The following is a 17864-nucleotide window of genomic DNA, read 5'->3' as shown; positions in this document are numbered from 1 at the left end:
CTTGAGCATGACGGGGTAGCCGATGCCGGCGGCGAGCTTCTTGCACTCGTCCAGGTCCGGCGGCAGCGGGGGTGTGGCCGGCATCACCGGGACGCCGGCGGCCACCGCGGCGTTGCGCGCCGCGACCTTGTTGCCCAGGGTGCGCATGACCTCGGGACGCGGCCCCACCCATTCGATGCCGGCGGCGATCACGGCCTCGGCGAACTCGGGGTTCTCGGACAGGAAGCCGTAGCCGGGGTGGATGGCGTCGACCTGGGCGGCGCGGGCGATGCGCAGGATGTCGTCGATGTCCAGGTAGGCCTGCAGGGACTTCTTGCCCTCGCCCACCAGGTAGCTCTCGTCGGCCTTGAAGCGGTGCAGTGCCAGGCGGTCTTCGCGCGAGTAGATCGCCACGGTGCGGATGTTCATCTCCGAGGCGGCGCGCATGACGCGGATGGCGATCTCGGAGCGGTTGGCGATCAGGAGGGATTTGATAGGCATGGAAGAGCGCGCCATGATTTGATGCATAGAGGACGGAAGCTTCACGACATGGGCTGCTCCAACCACGCCGTGCAGCCTTGCGTTTCGATTGAATAGCGAAAGCCGGGTCGATTCACAAAAGACCTTTGGTCCACCGAGAACGACACTCGGCAATCAACTATTGGATCGCGAGCGCTTGCTCCAGCGTCTGCTGCGCAAGTCGAATGACCGGAAGATCCACCATGCGACCATCCAGACTAAACGCCCGCCCTTCATTCGCTTGAGCCGCTGCCAGCACCCGGCGAGCCCATTCCACCTCGTTCGGTGATGGCGAAAACGCCTCGTTGACAGCAGCGACCTGCGCCGGATGGATGCACAACTTTGCTCCATACCCAAGGCCTCGGGCACGCTGGGTATCGGCCTGCAAGCGTTCGCTGTTTCCCGTATCGGTCGTCACTCCGTCGATGGGGGCCTGCAGCAGTGCTCTTCGGGACGCGGCGACGAGCGCGAACCGCACCGGCATCAGCTCCAATTCGTTAACGCCGCAACGCATGCCCAAATCCAACTGAAAGTCCAGGTGGCCGAACGCCAGACGCGCAACTTGCGAAGCGCTTGCCAAACGGTCAGCGGCATCCAGACCAGCCAGGGATTCGACCAGAGGCACCAGAGTTGCGGATGGCCCCAACGATGCCGCGATTGCATTCAACACCTGGGCGGCATCGGCCTTGGGTACCATCACGCCCGCCAGGCCTCGCGAAGTCCATTCGGCAAGCAAGCGCAAGTCATCCGCATGCCATGAGGTGTCCGCCGCATTGATACGCACCAGAGTGCGCGCGAGTTGTTGCTGGCTGAATCCGGGCAGTCGGCCGGCCAATTGGTCGCGCGCAGCCTCCTTCTGATCCATGGGCACGGCATCCTCAAGGTCGAGAATCACGCAGTCGGCCCCCGAATCCAGGGCTTTGCCGAAACGCTCTGGTCGCCCTGCGGGGACAAAGAGAAGGCTGCGCGCGCGCGCAACGGGTGTGCTCGTCATGTCTGTCTGTCCCTACTGAAACTGCACTTCGGCCTGCATCGCCAACCAGCCTTCGTGATCCTGCGCCCAGAGCAATGCGCTCTTTCCATCGGCCGACGGCCTACCGCACACACGAAACGGATGCCGATCGAACAAGGGGCGCACCGCCCGAAAATTGAAGCTGGCAAAGCGGTGTCCAGGGCACTCCCGACGGGCAAGATCGGCGAGCAGGGTCGCGATGAGCGGCCCATGGACAACCAGCGCAGGATATGCTTCGCACTCGACCGCATAGCTGCGGTCGTAGTGAATGCGGTGACCATTGAAGGTGAGCGCCGAATAGCGAAACAAGAGCACTGGGTCAGGGACGATCTCCCGACTCCATAGCGCAGCGGCGGGAGGTGCCTGCGGTGCCGGAGCCGGATCACCCGGCCGCGCCATTTCACGGTAGACGATATCCTGCTCCTCGCGCACTGCAAGACCCGCGCCACCCGAAAGTTCATGCCGAATCGTTGCAAACACGAGATCGCCGCTACGGCCGGACTTGTGGCTCACGGAAAGAATCTCCGAGGTCCTCTTCACGTCCTCGCCCACACGCAACGGTTGAAGCCACTGCAAACGTCCCCCCGCCCACATGCGGCGCGGCAATGGCACGGGCGGAAGGAACCCACCCTTGCGCGGATGGCCATCTTCGCCCAACTCCTGCTGGAGCGCCTGCGGTAGAAAGTAAAGCCAGTGCCACAAAGGCTGGAGTTCATCACCCGCAGCCGGGAATGGATCGTGACGCCCCAGGGTCGCCGACAAACCACGCATCGGAGCGGCCGCAATCTGGTCTTGATGCGTTTCACTGCGCCCTTCCCAGCCGCGCAGTTGGGTGAGCATTTCGGGATCGATCCGCAAAGAAGTGCCGGCATCTGTCATGCTGCAGCCCCCCCTGGAGCCTGCTGGACAATACCGCGCTCGCTCAATTGCGCGATGGCGTCGGGTGAGTAGCCGATCTCCATGAGCACCTCGTTCGTGTGCTCACCGGCCAGGGGCGGCCTGCGCACTACGGCGGCGGGCGTACGAGACAGGAAAATCGGCGGTTTGACGATGGGGATCGGCGTTTTCACTCCAGGGTATTCCATCATCTCGAAGGGCTCGGCTGCGCTGATGGACTCGTCCTGCAACACCTCGCGCGGCGAGTTCACCGCGCCAGCGGGAATGCGCGCCCCTTCCAGCTTCGCCAAAGCCTCGGCACGGGTCATGGGTGCGCACCATTCGCTCATCAGGTCGCTAAGGTATTCGCCATGGTGCCCGCGCTGCAAATCGTCCTGAAAACGCGGATCGTCGACCAATTCAGGCCTGCCAATCAGACGCGCCCAGCGCTTGAACATGGCCGGGCCGATGACCTGCGTGATGAACCAGCCGTCTTTCGCGCGGAAGATGTCCGAAGGAGCGTACTGCGCCGCACGGTTCATCGTCGCCTTCCGGTCTGCCTGCAGCACGGCCTCCTCGATCAGGCTAGCGCTGGAGAAATTGAGCGCCGTCTGCAGCAGCGACGCCCCCACTTCCTGGCCCATGCCGCTGGCCTTGCGCTCGTAGAGTGCCATCACGGTTCCAAGCGCACATGACAGAGCGGTAGCGAAGTCCACCACCGGCACCATGGCCTTCATCGGGTGATCCGGCAGGCCGGCAAGGTGCACGGCGCCGCTGATCGCCTGGCCGACGCCATCGAAGGCGACGCGGTCGCGCACCGCGGGTGCGGTCCCAAAGGCGGTCGATGCCGTGAGAATGATGTCCGGCTTGATGCGGCGCAGGCTCTCGTAGTCGATGCCCAGGTTTTGCAGCACACGCGGCGGCATGTTGGCGATGACCACGTCTGCGCGGCGTACCAGCTCATGCAGCACTTGCTGGCCTTCGGGCTGGTCAATCTCCAGGCTGATGGACCGCTTGTTGCGGTTGACCTGCAAAAACTGCGCTCCCTCGCCGTTCTCGGACACGGGCAGGATCAGGCGATCCTCGCTTCCACCCACGCGGTCGACGCGAATGACATCGGCGCCGTAGTCGCCAAGCAAGGCGGCACAAAACGGTCCCGCAATGTAGCGTCCCAGATCCAGTATCTTGATACCTTCTAATACCTTCATCGCACGCACTCCCTCAACCGTAGCGGCCGCCGGTGACATGGAGCACCTCGCCGCTGATGAAGCTGGCGCGCTCGCTGGCGAGGAAGGCCACGGCATCGGCGACATCGTCGGGGCGCCCCGGACGCTTGACCGGCTGCATGGCCAAGGCACGTTCCTTGATCACCTCATAGGTGGGCAAGGCCTGGATCATTTCGGTCTCCATGAAGCCCGGGGCGACGCAGTTGACCGTGATGCCGTACCTGCCCTCTTCCATCGACAGCGCCTTCGCCAAGCCGATCAGACCAGCCTTGGCGGCCGCGTAGTTCGCCTGGGTCGGGTTGCCGAAGTGGGCGCGCGAGCTGATGTTGATCACCCGGCCCCAGCCTTGCTCGATCATGTGCGGCATGACGGCCTTGGCGGCAAGGAAGGCGCCCTTGAGCATGACGTCCATGACGAAGCTCCAATCCTCCTCGCTCATCTTCACAAGGTACTTGTCGCGCGGCGAACCGGCGTTGTTCACGAGGATGTGAACCCCGCCGAAGCTTGCGATGGTCTCGTCCACCAGTCGCTGAACATCCGCTGCCTTGGTGATATCACCCACCACGCAGTGCGCGGCCAAGCCTTCGTCACGCAGCGCCTGTGCCGTAGCTTGCGCCAGATCGGCATTGATGTCGGTGATGACGACCTTTGCGCCCTCCTGGGCCAACCGCCTGGCAGTGGCCGCGCCAAGGCCGCGTGCCGACCCCGTGACGATGGCCACCTTGTCTTTCAATCCAAGATCCATTTCGATTCCTTTCGTATCGGTGCGCGAAGTTCCGCACCTTGCCTTGATATGGGTTTGGCCCGTGTTACTCCGAGACGCGCAGCAGCGCAGTCAGCTCACCCACCGGCCTGGGAGACGGGAAGCTGTCGACCAGCTGGAACAGTTGATTAGCTCGCTCGCGGCCCAGAATTTCGAGCGTGAGTTCGTCGAGCTTGGCCTGGTGCTCTTGTGGGGTGTAAGGCTTGTCGGGCCGGCCGGTGACGCGATCGACAAAGATATCTTCCGAGCTTCCGTCGGCATAACGCACGGTCATGTCGGCGACGAATTTGCGCGGGTATTTTTCGTCCAGTTCGCGCGAGACGGTCAACTTGATGCGGCGCGCAAACTGCAGCGCCTCAGACTCCGGCGTGAGCTGCAAGCGTCCTTCCAGGAAGTCGCGGTGCACCCGATAGCCATTGCCCAGCCCCAAGGCCGACAGTGCCATCTGCGTAGGCAGCGAATATTGCAATTCCTCGATGTTGCGGGGCTGATAAATGTGGGCGTTGCGGGTGCCGACGATGGCATCGCTCATGGTCTGGATGCGGGCCTCCACGGATTCGATGCTACCCGCACGCGATCGCACCCCGGCCATGCCCTCGATGTAGGCATGATTGGCCGCGCAGCAGCAATAGGCCTTGAACGAAAGTTGGCTGATTTGCAGCGGCTGGCCCGGCAGAAAGTCTCCGCGCGCCTCATCGGTAACCACTTTGCGGATAAAGGTACGGTACAGCCCCCGGTCCCCGGTAAGAAAGCGCCTCGGCCCCGTGATGCCTGCACGCGCCAGATCGACGGCCTCAACACCGTTGCGAGCCGCCATGCCAGCATGGGCCCGCTTGATGGAGCCGCCCGTCGAGGCATATTCCGTTGTCCCGCTGGCATGGCTGAGTGCAATCGACAGTGCGTGCAGCGTGCGCTCCGCGTCTAGCCCATGCAGCTTGGCGGCAACTGCCGCGGCACCAAAATTCGCCAAGACCGAATGGGGCTGCCAGCCGGCATTCAGCAGGTCGGGCGAACCCAGCCTGCCGATACGGACATAGGCCTCGTAGCCAGCAACCATGGCCACCAGCATCTGCTCCAGCGACGCACCAAGCTCCTCGCCGACGGCAAGGGCAACCGGCACCACACAGCAGCCGGGGTGGGCATTACCCGCATAGTCGTCGTACTCGAAGCCATGGCCGTATGTCGCATTGATGTAGGCGGCATCGGCGGCAGCCACCGTCTCCCGCTCCCCAACGATGGTGGACTTGCCCGGGCGCAGTTGACGCGCGGCCCGCACCTGCCGGGACCATGGCAATCGCGACGCCCCCACCTGGATGGCAAGCTGATCCTTGATGAGACTCAGGGCACTTGCGCGCGCGACGGCGTCAATGTCTGAAGAACCGAAGCCGACCACGAACTGGGCGACAGCAACTTCGAGACCGGAGGATTCATCGGTCATGGCAGGTGTTTCTTTCAAAGCAAAAACGATAATGCATTATATATTATTAATAGGGGATATGGAAACCCCTCCTGCTCACATGCGCTCAAGGAACTCGATCAGTCTGGCCCGCGAAACAGCGGTCCCCGTCGCAGGGCCGCAGGCTCAAAGCTGCGCAGCTCCGCGCTCGCAATGCGACCGGCACCGCGGAAGTCATGCTCCAATCGGCATCGCTCATTCACCACCATGGTGGCTCTGTCTGTGGTTTCGTACGGCATCCATCGCGGCATGCACTGATTGTTCGGGTCGCCGCCGCGGGCAAATGCCACAAACGCGGCCATCAAGCTGTCCGCCACCACGGTTCGGCCAGGATCGGAGCCGGTCATGCAACGCGCGCTATCCACCGTGCCGAATGCGAATGGGATGTCCACCATGTGCGGGGAGCGCCACACCCCACCCTCGGCAGGCACCCTCCAGGCGAAGTTGTAGACGTACACCGGGGCCTGACCAGCGCAGGCCTTGGCCTCGGCCGCGCGCAGCAACGGCCCCCGCGCCAGCAAGTCGCTGCTCAGGTAGGCCAGCACATCCGCCGCGCTGCAACCCGGATCATCCCGGAGATAGGCGGCCACCAACGCTGCAGCGCCCGCGCCATCCATGCCGAATTGCGCTCGGATACGTGCGCTCAACTCCCCCTCGTCGATCTGGAAGTTACGCCTGTCCTCCCCCAGAAAGAGTGTTGCCTCGGTGTCCGTGGTGCCGATGATGAGAGGAATGGATGCGTGCAGTGCCAAGCCCGCAGGCGTCAACGGACTCTCCTGTACATGCCGACCGTCCACGACCGGCTGAGCCCCATCGCCCCGCACCGCCTTCATGGCCGCATTGCGCGCCCTCAGCAGCGCCTCTGCCGACAACGTCCGCAGTCTGTGCAATGCTCCCCTGCCGATCCCCAGCGTCTTCAATAGCGCGTCGACATAGGGCTCGGTTTGCTCCGGGGCGGCGACCTGCAACCCGGAGACCCCGCTCATGTTGATCGCTCTCTGAAAAAGTCCGCGGGCCGCGGGCATGGTCAGCAACACCATGACCTTGTTTCCCCCACCGGATTCGCCGATCAAGGTCACATTGCCGGGATCGCCGCCAAAGGCCGTAATGTTTCGCTGCACCCATTGGAGCGCGGCCACCAGATCCAACTGGCCGGCATTGGCCGCATCTCCGAACTGCTCGGCGTCCAGATGCCCGAGACAGGTGTATCCGAAGACGTTCAGCCGGTGGTTGACAGTGACCACGACCACGTCTCCCATGGCCGCCAGCTTGCTGCCGTCGAGCACAGACCCTCCGCCCCCGCCGCTTGCATAGCCTCCGCCATGGATGTAGAACATGACCGGGCGCCGCGCGCCGGGTTGCAGCCCCGGCGTGAAGACATTGAGCACGCAACAGTTCTCGCTAAAGGAGGAGTCCTGCGCGTACCATGCAAACATCGGCATCTGCGAAATGCGCTCCTCAACCTGCGGGCAGCGATCTCCCTCGGCGAACGCATCCCTCACCCCCGCCCAGTTCACCACCGGCTGCGGCGCCATGAAGCGATGCGCCCCGCCGGTATCTGCGGCGTAAGGGATGCCCCGGAAGCTGAACACTCCCTCGACATATCGACCGCGCAGTTTTCCGCTCTCGATTTCAATCATGGTACGGTTTATAATGCATTATGCATAATGTAAATCACATATACCGCAACTGCCGTCTACCAGTCGCTTCACTCAAACGAGCCCCCTCATGACTTCCTGGAATCTAGAATCCGCCCTCGTGCCAGTCACTGGCGCAGCGTCCGGCATCGGTCTGGCCATCTGCAAACAATTGCGCGCCGCGGGAGCAACGCCCCTGCTGCTGGACTTCGACGCACACAAGCTTGAAACAGCTGTGCAAGAGGTCTATGGCACTGGGGCTGACGCCCCATCGCGCTACGGCTACCTCATGGATGTCCGCGATTCAGCGGCCGTCGACGCATGCCTTGCCCAAATCCGGGCCGATCACGGACTCATCACCCATGCGGTAGCCAACGCCGGCCGGGGGCTGGCTGCCCACATCCTCGACATCACGAACGAGCAATGGCACGGTGTGATGGACGTCAACCTGCATGGCATGCTGTACTTCTGCCGGGCCGCCGCCCGGCAACTGGCCGAAGGCAGGCGTGGCGCGCTCGTCCTCATGGCGTCGATCGCCGGCCTCATGGCCAAGGAAAGCCGGGTAGGCTACGCCGCGTCCAAGGCTGCCGTCATCAACATGGCCCGAGCCCTGGCGCTAGATCTGGGCCCACTCGGTGTGCGTGTGAATGCGGTTGCACCTGGCATCATCGACACCCCACTGCAAACAACCCCCTCCTTCCAGCAGCCAGCCAATGAAAAGACGGCACTCAAGCGCGTGGGCACTGCGGATGAAGTTGCGCAGGTGACACTGTTCTTGCTATCGGACATGGCGAGCTATGTGACAGGCGAGACCCTCGTGGTCGATGGTGGCCTGACCGCACGCTACCTTTGAGCCGGCATCCAACCAACAGGATGACTGCCCGCACAGCGGCATGTACCAGCACCTGTTCGTGCAGGTGCCGTCAGTCTTTGCTTTGAATATCAGTTCGCTTGCCGGTCCAGGACAATGGTTTTGGATTCGAGGAACGCCATCAGGCCTTCCACGCCCCCTTCACGGCCAAGTCCGGACTGCTTGAAGCCACCAAAGCCAATCGAGAAATCGGTGCGCGATGCGTTGTGGCCTACGGAACCCGCACGCAGGCAGCGGGCCACCTCTGTGGCACGCTGTGCATCGTGGGTGAAGACGGCAGCGTTCAAACCAAAAATCGTGTCGTTGGCCAGTTCGATGGCATGCGCCTCGCTGGCCGCCGGGATGACGGACAGCACAGGACCGAAGATTTCCTCCTGGGCAATGACGGAGCGGTTGTCCACGTTCGCAAACACCGTGGGTTCGAAAAAAAGCCACGCTGCAGGTGCGTCGGGCGCTTGCCGCCTATCGCCAGCGTCGCGCCTTGCTCAATGCCCTTGGCGACATAGCTTTCCACCGTTTCGCGCTGGCGGGCCGTTGCCAGAGGACCCGCGGTGGATGCGGGATCGAACGGGTCACCGAGCACCATCGTGCGCGCCACGTCGCACAGCGCGTCCACCATCGCATCGTGCTTTGCCCTGGGCACGATGATCCGCGTCAGGCTGTGGCAAACCTGCCCGGACAGGTAGCCAAAGTAAGAATTGCCGATAGTCTTGGCGGCGGCTTCGACGTCGTAGTCGTCGAGAATGAGCGCCGGAGACTTTCCTCCCAGCTCCAAGGTCACACGTGCGACCCGCTCCGCGGCGGAGGCTGCAATCTTGCGGCCCGCGGCGGTTGAACCCGTAAAGGTGATCTTGTCCACGCCTGGGTTTTGGACCAGTTGCTCCGAGACATCCCGGTCGGCCGTGACCACATTGACCACCCCGGGAGGAAGCCCGATCTCTTCGCACATTTGCGCAAACAGGTATGCGGAGCACGGGGCTTCGGGCGAGGATTTGATGATCACCGTGCATCCTGCGAGCAGTGCCGGAGCGATCTTGTAGGCCATCAGGCCTGCGGGGCCGTTCCAGGGAACGATGGCAAGCACGACACCTACCGGCTCATGGACACAGTACGCCTGGTGGCCGGTGACGGACTTCCTCGATTCGACGAACGGAAAGGTGCCGGCCATCGCCATGTACTGGCGGAACGCTCCGCTCAGGAAAAGACCGATGCGCGGCTGCGCGACCTTGTAGACGATGCCGGACTCGATGGACCAGATCCGCGCGAACTCATCATTGAGTTCCTCGAACCGCTTGGCGATTTTTTCCAGATACTCGGCGCGCTGCTCGGGCTTCATGCGCGGCCATGGCCCCTGGTCGAACGCCTTGCGGGCAGCAGCCACGGCAAGCATGGCGTCATTGGACTCGGCCCTGGTCACGCGGGCGACCACCTCCTCCGTGCTGCAGTTGAGCACATCGAACGTCGCGGCTGTGGACGGCCGAACCCAGTGCCCATCGATGAACAGGCAATCCGGGTGCGCAAGCCGTATGGTTCGATCAATGCTCATTCATGTCTCCTTGTGTTCGCTTACATCAATATCGAGTCGTTTATTCATTGACAAACTCAGAAAACGAAAACACCCTTGCCGCTGGCCTGCGCATCAAACACGCGATAGGCTTCCTCGGCCTGCTCCAAGCGCCACCGGTGCGTGAAAAGGCGGTCAACGTCGAGTCCACGTTCGACCACGAAATCCGCGCAATCCTGCTGACCCACACTCGACATGGAATACGACGTCATCACCGTGACCTGGCGGTCCAGCAGCGCCCGAAGGTCTAGGTTCAGCGTCGCACCGATGCCGACCATGCAGATTTTTCCCCACACAGCTACAGCAGCGAGCCCTGCCGCAGCCGCCTGCGGAGAGCCTGAGGTCTCAACAACTGCCTGTACCCCCCTGCCGCCCGTGAAATCGCGCAATGCCTGCGCAGGATCAGTATCACGCGCATTGATCACCGCGTGCGCGCCGAATGAGGTGGCGAGTGCCAGCCGGTCATTGTCGAGGTCGATCGCAACAACCCGGGCACCGCGCGCAGCCGCCAGCATGGTCACGGACAAGCCCACGGGCCCTTGACCAAAAACGGCAACGGTCTCATCTCCGCCTAGCTGCAAGCGCTCCAGCGCCCCCCAGGCCGTGCCTGTTCCGCAGGCAATGGCGGCGCCAGCTTCGAAACTGAGGGTGTCGTGTAACGGCACCAAAGTCGATGCTGGCGTCGTCATATAGGGCGCATGGGCACCATGCACGTTGACGCTCGATACCTTACGCATTGCGGGCCGGCAAAGCTGGGGCCAACCCGTGCGGCAGTGCGCGCAGACCGTGCAGCCGTGGTAATGGTGGACCATTACCCGATCCCCCTCTTTGGCCACATGGGTTGGCACGCCCGGACCGACGGCGACAACGATGCCCGCCGGCTCATGGCCGCCGATAAAGCGGCTGCCGATGGCAATGGCCGGATCGTGCGGAGCCCGGTACGGATGCAGATCGCTGCCGCACATTCCAGAGGCCTTGATTGCAACCACCACTTCACCATGACCCGGTGTCGGATCTGCAACATCGACGAAAGCCAGACGCCGGTCGCCAAGAAATACGAGCCCCTTCATAGCGTACCCGCCAGACCCGCAGCTTGCACGGCGTTACCCCATTTCTCAAATTCCGCCCGCTGAAAGGCATCCAACTCATTGCCACTGAAATCAAGCGGCTCCATGGAAAAGTTGGTGTAGACATCCGTGACGTACTTGCTCTTGACAGCTTTGCTCACCATGTCTCTCAGGACGGCGACCGTGGCAGGCGGCGTCTTTGCAGGTGCATAAGCAGCAAACCAGCCAACGACCTCGAAACCGGATAATCCTTCTTCCTGAAGCGTCGGAACCTGGGGCATCAATGCCGGCCGGGTAGCTCCAGTGGTAGCCACCGCGCGCACGCCTTGCTTGTAAAAAGGTCCCGCAACCGCAGCATCAACCAGCACAGCATCAATCTGACCGCCAGCCAGATTAGTCATTGCGTCAACCAGCGCCTTATAGGGCACGCTGAGAGTCTGCACACCCGCTGCACGCGAAAACATTTCGCCCGCCATGCGCGTCGTAGCTGTCCCGCTGCCGATGGTGTATTTGCCGGGATTTGCCTTTGCAGCCGCAATGAATTCACGGGCTGTCTTAAAGGTGGTGGAGGGCCCCATGTTCAGCATCAATGCCGTCTTCCCCACCCCAGCCAGGGGGATCAGATCCGCCATGGGGTCGTAAGGCAGCTTTTTGAAGGTGTGAGGATTGACCACCTGTGTCGAAAGGCTGGTGATGAAAACGGTGTACCCATCTGGCGGCGAAGCCTTGACCGCCTGCACACCAATGACGCCGTCAGCACCGACGCGGTTGTCGATCACCACATTGACGCCATAGAGCTCCCCCATGGCCCGGGCAATCGCCCGTGCAAGAACGTCGGCGGAGGTTCCTGCTCCAAAAGGAGCAATGGCACGGATTGGCTTGCTTTTGTCAGGAAAAGCCTGGGCGAATGCCATTGGCGACAAAGCCGATGCCGCGCCGAACGCGGCCGTTGCAAGCAAACTCCGACGAGAGTAGTCCATGGTTGTTGCCTCCTAGTTGGTGAAGTTTTCTTCAATACTGCATAATGCATTATCGATTGTACGTAAAATATGTATGGATGCAATGCCTATGACCCATTCGTTGCTCGTGGAAGATCAGCCCTCTCGCGTGCGTGTCATTACCCTCAATCGCCCCGAAAGAATGAACGCGCTGGACGGCCCGACGTTGGCTGCCCTGGAGTTGGCAGTCCGGGAGTGCTCTGAACCCGAGCGGGACATTCGCGTCATCGTCATCCGTGGCACTGGTCGGGCCTTTTGCGCTGGAAGCGACCTGAAATGGCTCGCGGAGAGCGGCGTACTCCACGACCCTGCGGCGCATCTACGCAACCAGGACCGCATGCAGTCCGCCTTCGAAGCGCTGGAGTCGGCGCGCCAGATCGTCATTGCCAGCATCAACGGCTACGCTGTCGCGGGCGGATTGGAACTGGCGCTTGCATGCGACCTGATCGTTGCCGACGAAGATGCGCAGATCGGGGACGAGCACATGCGCAAAAACTTACTGCCCAGCGGCGGCAGTTCGCAACGGCTACCGCGCAAGATTGGCATGGCGCGCGCCATGTACTACTTGACTACCGGCCGCCGCATGAATGGCCGCGAAGCCGAGCGCATTGGCCTGGCCTCCTGGGCGGTCCCAGGCCCCGAACTGGATGCGGCAACACTGGCTTTGGCCCAGGACATCGCCACATCCGATGCCCATGCGCTGGCCTCCATGAAATTCATGGCGCGCCGAGCGCTGGAACTACCGCTCAAGGACGGCCTGCAGATGGAGCGCTGGATGCAGTTCCGCTATCGCAACGAGTCGCCTGCAATGTTGGCAGGTGTTCAGCAGTTCGTATCTGGCGAGGCATCATCCGCCTCTGCCAGCAATTGAGCCATTTCACTCAATATCTATGAGGAACCGACCGATGAACGAAGCTCTTCAGCGTTTGACCGACCGCGCCGAAATCCAGGACAGCCTGTGCCGCTATGCCCGCGGGGTCGACCGCGGCGACTGGGACTTGGTTCGTTCCACCTACCACCCCGATGCGTACGACCAGCACGGCGACTACAGAGGGGGGATCGGCGGCTTGATCGAATGGCTGGACAAGCGCTTCGCCAATGTCGACAACTCCATGCATTTTCTGGGCAACTGCCTGATCGAATTCGCCGGGCCAGACCATGCTTTCGTGGAGACCTACTTCGTCAGCCGCCGCCTGCGTCCGCCGACCGACATTGAACGCCCTGCCTTGCAGCCCAGTGACCAGATGTGCCGCGAAGCCTGGGGCCGATACGCCGACCAGTTCGAGCGCCGCCATGGTGAATGGCGCGTGGCGCATCGCGTCGTGGTGCTCGAAACCAGCTCTACCTCGGTGGCTCTTGGCGGAGTGCGCTCATCCGCTGCCTCGACCACCTGGGGCAGCCGCGGTGGCGCAGACCCCAGCTACAGCAGCCGCGACGAGCTTTTCGCCAAAGCTGCGGTCCTCGCCCCCAGGCCCACCCATCCCGCCTGACCGCGAGCCCTCTTTTCCACATTGCCACTGGGAACAAACCATGAGTACAGCCAAATCCAATGCTGCCCGCCAGTTGCTGGGTGAAATCGCGCCCAAGCTGGCCGAACTGAATGACAAGGTGCTGTTCGGCGACGTTTGGGAACGCCCCCAACTTTCCAAGCGGGACCGCAGCCTGATCACCTGCGCTGCGCTTGTGGCCATGGGCAAGACAGAACAGATGAGCACCCATTTCCCGCGTGCGCTGGGCAACGGCGTCACCCAAGAGGAACTCGTGGAGATGATCACCCACATGGCGTTCTATGCTGGCTGGCCCAGTGCCGTGTCGGCAGCACTGAAGGCCCGTGAAGTATTCGCGGAGCAGAAATGAACATCGGCTACGTCGGCCTCGGCAGCATGGGCGGCGCCCTTGCGCGCCGCCTGCAGCTCAGCTATCCACTGCATGTCTATGACTTGAATCAAGCTGCCGTCACCCGCATGGCCGAGCGGGGTGCCCATACCTGTGCCACTCTACAAAAGTTGGCCTCCAACTGCGAGGTGATCTTTCTCTGCCTTCCGATGTCCACCCATGTCCACGAAGCCATTTTCGGCCCACACGGACTTGAGACGGCCCTTCGACCCGGAACGCTCCTCGTGGACCAGAGCACGGGCGATCCGAACGCCACACGTGCGATGGCAGCACAACTGGCGGCACGCGATGTGGCACTGATCGACGCACCAGTCAGCGGCGGGGTGCTGGGTGCCGAGGCAGGAACCATTGCCATCATGGTCGGTGCAGAGGTGAAAGAGCTGGAGCGGATTCAGCCGGTGCTCGCGGCCATCAGCGGCAACGTGTTCCACGCCGGTGGTGTTGGCGCGGGCCAAGTGATGAAACTCGTGAACAACCATCTGTCGGGTGCGCAACGCCTCCTTACGTTGGAGGCCGTGGCACTCGCAGCCAAGAACGGCATAGCGCCCGAACGTGCCTGCGAGATTCTGCTCGCGGGCGGGGCACGCAATGCATTTACGGAAAAGTTCATGGCGCCTCAGATCATCAAGGGGCAACTCAACGTGGGCTTTACCCTGGGTCTGATGCACAAGGACATGCGGCTCGCCTGCGATCTGGCTACGGCTTCGGGTGTGCCATTGTTCTTCGGCAACTTGGCTCGAGAGGTCTACCAGATGTGCATCAGCGAAATGGGCATGGAAGCACAGGTGCATACCGCGGCACTGGTGATGGATCGGCTTGCAGGAACGCACGTAGTTCCCGCAGCGGCAAAATCACGAGAATAATAGTTGCCCAGCCAGGTCGCCACGCAGCCTGGGTTTTTGGTGCGCACTGGACTCAAGTTTCCTGAATCGAGTGCAGTCCGGTAAGCAGCATCTGCACGATGGGATCGGATTGCCGGATGCGCAGAACGCCGCACTGCAATCCGGTCGTGGATGAGATGTCGGCAACGGTGCACAACAGGCCGTTTTCCACGTCCTCCCGGGCAGATCCATCGCGCACGAAGCCCATGCCAACACCTCCGCGGATCATGGCCCGCAGCAATGCCTCGTTGCTGACCTCCAGGGCCACATTCACCTTCAGACCGTGCGGACGGAACAAGCCCTCGACGATGTCGGCATGCGCAGTGCCCGCCGACAGGACGATCCAGGGCAAGGCTGCCAGATCGCTCCAGTCGGCACCGCGCAGTTGCTCGCGCCAATGAGACGGCGCCGCCAGCACGAACTCTAGCGCGCCGACCTGGAACCCATCCATGCCCTGCGGCAGCGCCGCGCCGACAAAGAAGCCCACATCGATTTCGCCGGCATGCAGCCCCTGCGTGACCGCACGTGAATTGCGCCCCTCGATGCACAGCTCCACCAGGGGGTGGTGCTGCCGCACCCACTGCACCAACGCTGCCAGCCGGCGAAACAGATTCGGCTCATCCACGGTGCCGATCACCAGCCGGCCGGAGAGGCTGCCTTGCAGCTCGCGCGCCAGCCCGTCGAGCTCCATCGTGCTACTGAGCACCCGGTTCGCGCCCTGCGCCAGGCGCAGACCCGCCGCCGTGGGCTCCAGCCCGCGCGCATTGCGGATGAACAAGGCCACGCCGAAATGATCCTCCAGTGCACGGATATGGTGGCTGGCCGCCGGCTGGCTCATGTGCAAACGCTCGGCGGCGCGGGTCAGATGGCCTTCCTGCACGACGGCAACGAAGGTTCGCAGATGGGTGAGATCAAGCATTGCAGACAGGCATTCACGAATCGGATCGCACGCATTCCAAATCGCCATTGGACGCATGCAAGCAAGCTTTTTATTCTGACATCACCCTACCGCCGTGTGCCACGACATCACGGTTTCGCCACGGTCCCGTCACGCTGCTTCTCCGTATTTTTCAGGAAACACCCATGCGCTTTGGAATTGCCACCTATGGCTTTCGTCCCGACCACATCGTTCCGCTCGCACGGCATGCCGACGCGCTCGGCTTCGACGGCATCTGGCTTGGAGAGCACATTCTCGAGCCGCGCGAATTCGAATCCGTCCATCCTCACGATGAAGGAAAGACCCGTGTGCCGGTGCATACGATCGCGCGCAAGATGTACGACATGTGGACCATGGTCGGCGGCATTCTCGGTGCCACCAGCCGGCTTCGGGTCACCACTGGCATCTACCTCCTGCCGCTGCGCCATCCGGTGGCAACGGCGCGCGCCGCCGTCAGCGCCCAGCAGATCGGCGGTGGCCGCTTCAGCCTGGGCATTGGCGCGGGCTGGTGGGACGAAGAGGCCGCAAACCTGGGAGTGCCCCCTGCGGAGCGGCACAAGCGCTACAACGAATCGCTGCGTGTACTGCCGCCGCTGCTGGCCGGCGAGTGGGTCCACAACGATGGCCCCGCCTACCCGTTCAAGGCCTTGCGCGTGACCGAAGAGCCGGTGCGCGTCCCGCTGGTGTTCGGCGGCACCGGCCCCAAGGCACTCGAACGCGCCGCCACGGTGGGCGATGGCTGGTACGGACCCATGGTCAAGCCGGAGGAGGCCATAGGGCTGAGGAACCAGATCCGCCAGATCCGCGAAGCCAAAGGTCTGAGCGCTCCCTACTCGTTCCAGGCCCGAGTATGGGGTGAGCCAACACTCGACGAACTGCGCCCCTATTTCGATTCCGGCTTCGATACCCTGGTCATCCCCAGTGAAACTTTCCAGGGCGAGCATGACTTCGACATGACGCTCGAACAGAAATACCGCCGCCTCGAGGAGATTGCCAAGGCCCTGAGGATCCAGCCATGATCTGCGCACGCGAACTCGAAGCGCTTTCCCCCTCGGCCCTCACCGGGCACCTGGATGGTATGCCGCTGCCGGAGTTGCTGGCGCAGGCGCGGGCACTAGCCCAATCGGCGCACGGCGTGCGCGTGAGCTATTCACGCAAGGTCTTCATCCCGCTGACCCGGTTATGCCGCGACAGCTGCGCCTATTGCACCTTCGCCACCGTTCCGTCCCGTCTGGAACGCGCCTACCTCACGCCCGACGAGGTGCTGGCGATCGCGCGCGCCGGCCAGGCCGCGGGCTGCCGCGAGGCCCTGTTCACGCTGGGCGACAAGCCCGAGCTGCGCTACGAGGCAGCACGCACGGAACTGCAGCGCCTGGGGTACGCCAGCACAGTGGACTATGTGGCGGCAATGTGCGCGCTGGTGCTGCGCGAAACCTCGCTCTATCCGCATGTGAACGCCGGTGTGATGGCGCGCGAGGACATCGCCCGGCTGCGCACGGTCTCGCTGTCGCAGGGACTGATGCTGGAGTCCGTGTCCGAACGCCTGTGCGAACGCGGCGGACCGCACTACGGTTCGCCCGACAAGGCGCCGGCGGCGCGGCTGGCGACGATCGCCGCAGCCGGCGAACAGGCGGTGCCCTTCACCAGCGGCATCCTGATCGGCATCGGCGAGACACGGCAGGAGCGCATCGAGTCCCTGCTCGCGCTGCGCGATCTGCACCGTCGCCACGGCCATATCCAGGAGGTGATCGTCCAGAACTTCCGCGCCAAGCCCGGCACGCGCATGGCCGGCTGCGTCGAGCCCGATCTCGACGATCTGCTTTGGACGGTGGCCAGCGCTCGCCTGATCCTGGGGGGCGAGGCCAACATCCAGGTGCCACCGAATCTCTCCGACCAAAACTACCCGCTGCTGCTATCGGCCGGCATCAACGACTGGGGCGGCATCTCTCCGGTCACGCCCGACCATGTGAACCCGGAAAAATCCTGGCCTGCAATTGCCGCGCTGGAAACCGCCACACGCGCCGCAGGGTACGAGCTGGTCGAGCGCCTCGCGCTCTACCCTTCCTACTGCCTGGATGCTCCGCGTTGGCTGGTCCAGGACCTGGCCACGCGCGTGCGGCGCGACACCGATGCCGAAGGCTATCCGCGCACCGGCGCCTGGGCGGCAGGCGGCGACGCACCG

The 17864-nt window shown here is 62.9% G+C and carries 17 protein-coding genes and 1 pseudogene; 7 read left to right on the top strand and 11 right to left on the bottom strand.

Annotated elements, in window-relative coordinates; translation table 11 throughout:
• From ACDELDRAFT_RS10500 to ACDELDRAFT_RS10470, 7 genes are all read right to left on the bottom strand, one after another.
• The coding region (locus ACDELDRAFT_RS10500) for a biotin carboxylase N-terminal domain-containing protein (protein ID WP_005796384.1) at window positions 1–480 on the bottom strand (480 nt) is incomplete at its 3' end.
• Between the two features lie 157 nt (window positions 481–637).
• Window positions 638–1492: an HpcH/HpaI aldolase/citrate lyase family protein gene (locus ACDELDRAFT_RS10495; RefSeq protein ID WP_005796383.1), complete on the bottom strand. Its 855-nt coding sequence runs from the start codon at window positions 1490–1492 to the stop codon at window positions 638–640.
• A gap of 12 nt (window positions 1493–1504) precedes the next feature.
• A complete protein-coding gene (locus ACDELDRAFT_RS10490) occupies window positions 1505–2389 on the bottom strand; it encodes an FAS1-like dehydratase domain-containing protein (RefSeq protein ID WP_005796381.1) in 885 nt (294 codons plus the stop codon).
• Window positions 2386–3594, bottom strand: coding sequence for a CaiB/BaiF CoA transferase family protein (locus ACDELDRAFT_RS10485; RefSeq protein WP_005796379.1), 1209 nt, complete (start codon window positions 3592–3594; stop codon window positions 2386–2388). Before ACDELDRAFT_RS10485 ends, ACDELDRAFT_RS10490 begins: the two co-directional genes overlap by 4 nt.
• Before the next feature lie 13 nt (window positions 3595–3607).
• Window positions 3608–4357, bottom strand: coding sequence for an SDR family NAD(P)-dependent oxidoreductase (locus ACDELDRAFT_RS10480; protein ID WP_005796378.1), 750 nt, complete (start codon window positions 4355–4357; stop codon window positions 3608–3610).
• A gap of 64 nt (window positions 4358–4421) precedes the next feature.
• Window positions 4422–5813: an MmgE/PrpD family protein gene (locus ACDELDRAFT_RS10475; protein ID WP_005796376.1), complete on the bottom strand. Its 1392-nt coding sequence runs from the start codon at window positions 5811–5813 to the stop codon at window positions 4422–4424.
• 98 nt (window positions 5814–5911) lie between these two features.
• Window positions 5912–7471 (bottom strand): carboxylesterase/lipase family protein, encoded by a 1560-nt coding sequence (locus tag ACDELDRAFT_RS10470; RefSeq protein ID WP_005796375.1) that lies wholly within the window; start codon window positions 7469–7471, stop codon window positions 5912–5914.
• Window positions 7472–7559: 88 nt separating this feature from the next.
• Between ACDELDRAFT_RS10470 and ACDELDRAFT_RS10465 the strand changes: the two genes are divergently transcribed.
• Entirely contained in the window at window positions 7560–8321 is a 762-nt protein-coding gene (locus ACDELDRAFT_RS10465; RefSeq protein WP_005796373.1) for an SDR family NAD(P)-dependent oxidoreductase, read from the top strand.
• An 89-nt stretch (window positions 8322–8410) separates the two neighbouring features.
• Here the strand turns inward: ACDELDRAFT_RS10465 and ACDELDRAFT_RS10460 are convergent.
• From ACDELDRAFT_RS10460 to ACDELDRAFT_RS10450, 3 genes and pseudogenes are all read right to left on the bottom strand, one after another.
• Window positions 8411–9885 (bottom strand): annotated as a pseudogene (locus ACDELDRAFT_RS10460) (aldehyde dehydrogenase).
• A 56-nt stretch (window positions 9886–9941) separates the two neighbouring features.
• Window positions 9942–10973, bottom strand: a complete 1032-nt coding sequence (locus ACDELDRAFT_RS10455; protein ID WP_040328771.1) for a zinc-binding dehydrogenase — start codon at window positions 10971–10973, stop codon at window positions 9942–9944.
• Window positions 10970–11950: a Bug family tripartite tricarboxylate transporter substrate binding protein gene (locus ACDELDRAFT_RS10450; RefSeq protein ID WP_005796369.1), complete on the bottom strand. Its 981-nt coding sequence runs from the start codon at window positions 11948–11950 to the stop codon at window positions 10970–10972. Before ACDELDRAFT_RS10450 ends, ACDELDRAFT_RS10455 begins: the two co-directional genes overlap by 4 nt.
• Window positions 11951–12038: 88 nt before the next feature.
• Here ACDELDRAFT_RS10450 and ACDELDRAFT_RS10445 point away from each other — a divergent pair, with 88 nt between their 5' ends.
• From ACDELDRAFT_RS10445 to ACDELDRAFT_RS10430, 4 genes are read left to right on the top strand one after another with little or no spacing between them, the layout of a single operon-like run.
• Window positions 12039–12839 (top strand): enoyl-CoA hydratase/isomerase family protein, encoded by an 801-nt coding sequence (locus ACDELDRAFT_RS10445; RefSeq protein WP_005796368.1) that lies wholly within the window; start codon window positions 12039–12041, stop codon window positions 12837–12839.
• Between the two features lie 34 nt (window positions 12840–12873).
• On the top strand, window positions 12874–13458 hold the full coding sequence (locus ACDELDRAFT_RS10440) for a nuclear transport factor 2 family protein (protein WP_005796366.1): 585 nt from the start codon (window positions 12874–12876) through the stop codon (window positions 13456–13458).
• Window positions 13459–13498: 40 nt separating this feature from the next.
• On the top strand, window positions 13499–13825 hold the full coding sequence (locus ACDELDRAFT_RS10435) for a carboxymuconolactone decarboxylase family protein (RefSeq protein WP_005796365.1): 327 nt from the start codon (window positions 13499–13501) through the stop codon (window positions 13823–13825).
• Window positions 13822–14727 carry an NAD(P)-dependent oxidoreductase gene (locus tag ACDELDRAFT_RS10430; RefSeq protein WP_005796364.1) on the top strand — a complete coding sequence of 302 codons (906 nt, stop codon included), beginning with the start codon at window positions 13822–13824 and terminating at the stop codon, window positions 14725–14727. Before ACDELDRAFT_RS10435 ends, ACDELDRAFT_RS10430 begins: the two co-directional genes overlap by 4 nt.
• Window positions 14728–14779: 52 nt before the next feature.
• Here ACDELDRAFT_RS10430 and ACDELDRAFT_RS10425 read toward each other — a convergent pair whose 3' ends face one another.
• Window positions 14780–15721, bottom strand: a complete 942-nt coding sequence (locus tag ACDELDRAFT_RS10425) for a LysR family transcriptional regulator (RefSeq protein ID WP_081470109.1) — start codon at window positions 15719–15721, stop codon at window positions 14780–14782.
• 107 nt (window positions 15722–15828) lie between these two features.
• Here ACDELDRAFT_RS10425 and ACDELDRAFT_RS10420 point away from each other — a divergent pair, with 107 nt between their 5' ends.
• Window positions 15829–16701, top strand: a complete 873-nt coding sequence (locus tag ACDELDRAFT_RS10420; protein ID WP_005796362.1) for an LLM class flavin-dependent oxidoreductase — start codon at window positions 15829–15831, stop codon at window positions 16699–16701.
• On the top strand, window positions 16698–17864 hold a 1167-nt coding region (cofG, locus tag ACDELDRAFT_RS10415), incomplete at its 3' end, for a 7,8-didemethyl-8-hydroxy-5-deazariboflavin synthase CofG (RefSeq protein ID WP_005796360.1). The genes ACDELDRAFT_RS10420 and cofG, both read left to right, overlap by 4 nt.

Source organism: Acidovorax delafieldii 2AN, from assembly GCF_000175235.1.
GTDB classification, from domain to species: domain Bacteria; phylum Pseudomonadota; class Gammaproteobacteria; order Burkholderiales; family Burkholderiaceae_C; genus Acidovorax; species Acidovorax delafieldii_B.
The sequence above is the reverse complement of the archived record's forward strand: the minus strand, read 5'-3'. Positions and strand labels throughout refer to the sequence as shown.

Coding starts and splice junctions, on each gene's coding strand:
- ACDELDRAFT_RS10440 (WP_005796366.1), top strand. CDS start 12,874: ATGAACGAAGCTCTTCAGCGTTTGACCGACCGCGCCGAAATCCAGGAC.
- ACDELDRAFT_RS10435 (WP_005796365.1), top strand. CDS start 13,499: ATGAGTACAGCCAAATCCAATGCTGCCCGCCAGTTGCTGGGTGAAATC.
- ACDELDRAFT_RS10420 (WP_005796362.1), top strand. CDS start 15,829: ATGCGCTTTGGAATTGCCACCTATGGCTTTCGTCCCGACCACATCGTT.
- ACDELDRAFT_RS10430 (WP_005796364.1), top strand. CDS start 13,822: ATGAACATCGGCTACGTCGGCCTCGGCAGCATGGGCGGCGCCCTTGCG.
- ACDELDRAFT_RS10495 (WP_005796383.1), bottom strand. CDS start 1,492: ATGACGAGCACACCCGTTGCGCGCGCGCGCAGCCTTCTCTTTGTCCCC.
- ACDELDRAFT_RS10450 (WP_005796369.1), bottom strand. CDS start 11,950: ATGGACTACTCTCGTCGGAGTTTGCTTGCAACGGCCGCGTTCGGCGCG.
- ACDELDRAFT_RS10455 (WP_040328771.1), bottom strand. CDS start 10,973: ATGAAGGGGCTCGTATTTCTTGGCGACCGGCGTCTGGCTTTCGTCGAT.
- ACDELDRAFT_RS10485 (WP_005796379.1), bottom strand. CDS start 3,594: ATGAAGGTATTAGAAGGTATCAAGATACTGGATCTGGGACGCTACATT.
- ACDELDRAFT_RS10480 (WP_005796378.1), bottom strand. CDS start 4,357: ATGGATCTTGGATTGAAAGACAAGGTGGCCATCGTCACGGGGTCGGCA.
- ACDELDRAFT_RS10470 (WP_005796375.1), bottom strand. CDS start 7,471: ATGATTGAAATCGAGAGCGGAAAACTGCGCGGTCGATATGTCGAGGGA.
- ACDELDRAFT_RS10490 (WP_005796381.1), bottom strand. CDS start 2,389: ATGACAGATGCCGGCACTTCTTTGCGGATCGATCCCGAAATGCTCACC.
- ACDELDRAFT_RS10425 (WP_081470109.1), bottom strand. CDS start 15,721: ATGCGTCCAATGGCGATTTGGAATGCGTGCGATCCGATTCGTGAATGC.
- ACDELDRAFT_RS10465 (WP_005796373.1), top strand. CDS start 7,560: ATGACTTCCTGGAATCTAGAATCCGCCCTCGTGCCAGTCACTGGCGCA.
- ACDELDRAFT_RS10475 (WP_005796376.1), bottom strand. CDS start 5,813: ATGACCGATGAATCCTCCGGTCTCGAAGTTGCTGTCGCCCAGTTCGTG.
- ACDELDRAFT_RS10445 (WP_005796368.1), top strand. CDS start 12,039: ATGACCCATTCGTTGCTCGTGGAAGATCAGCCCTCTCGCGTGCGTGTC.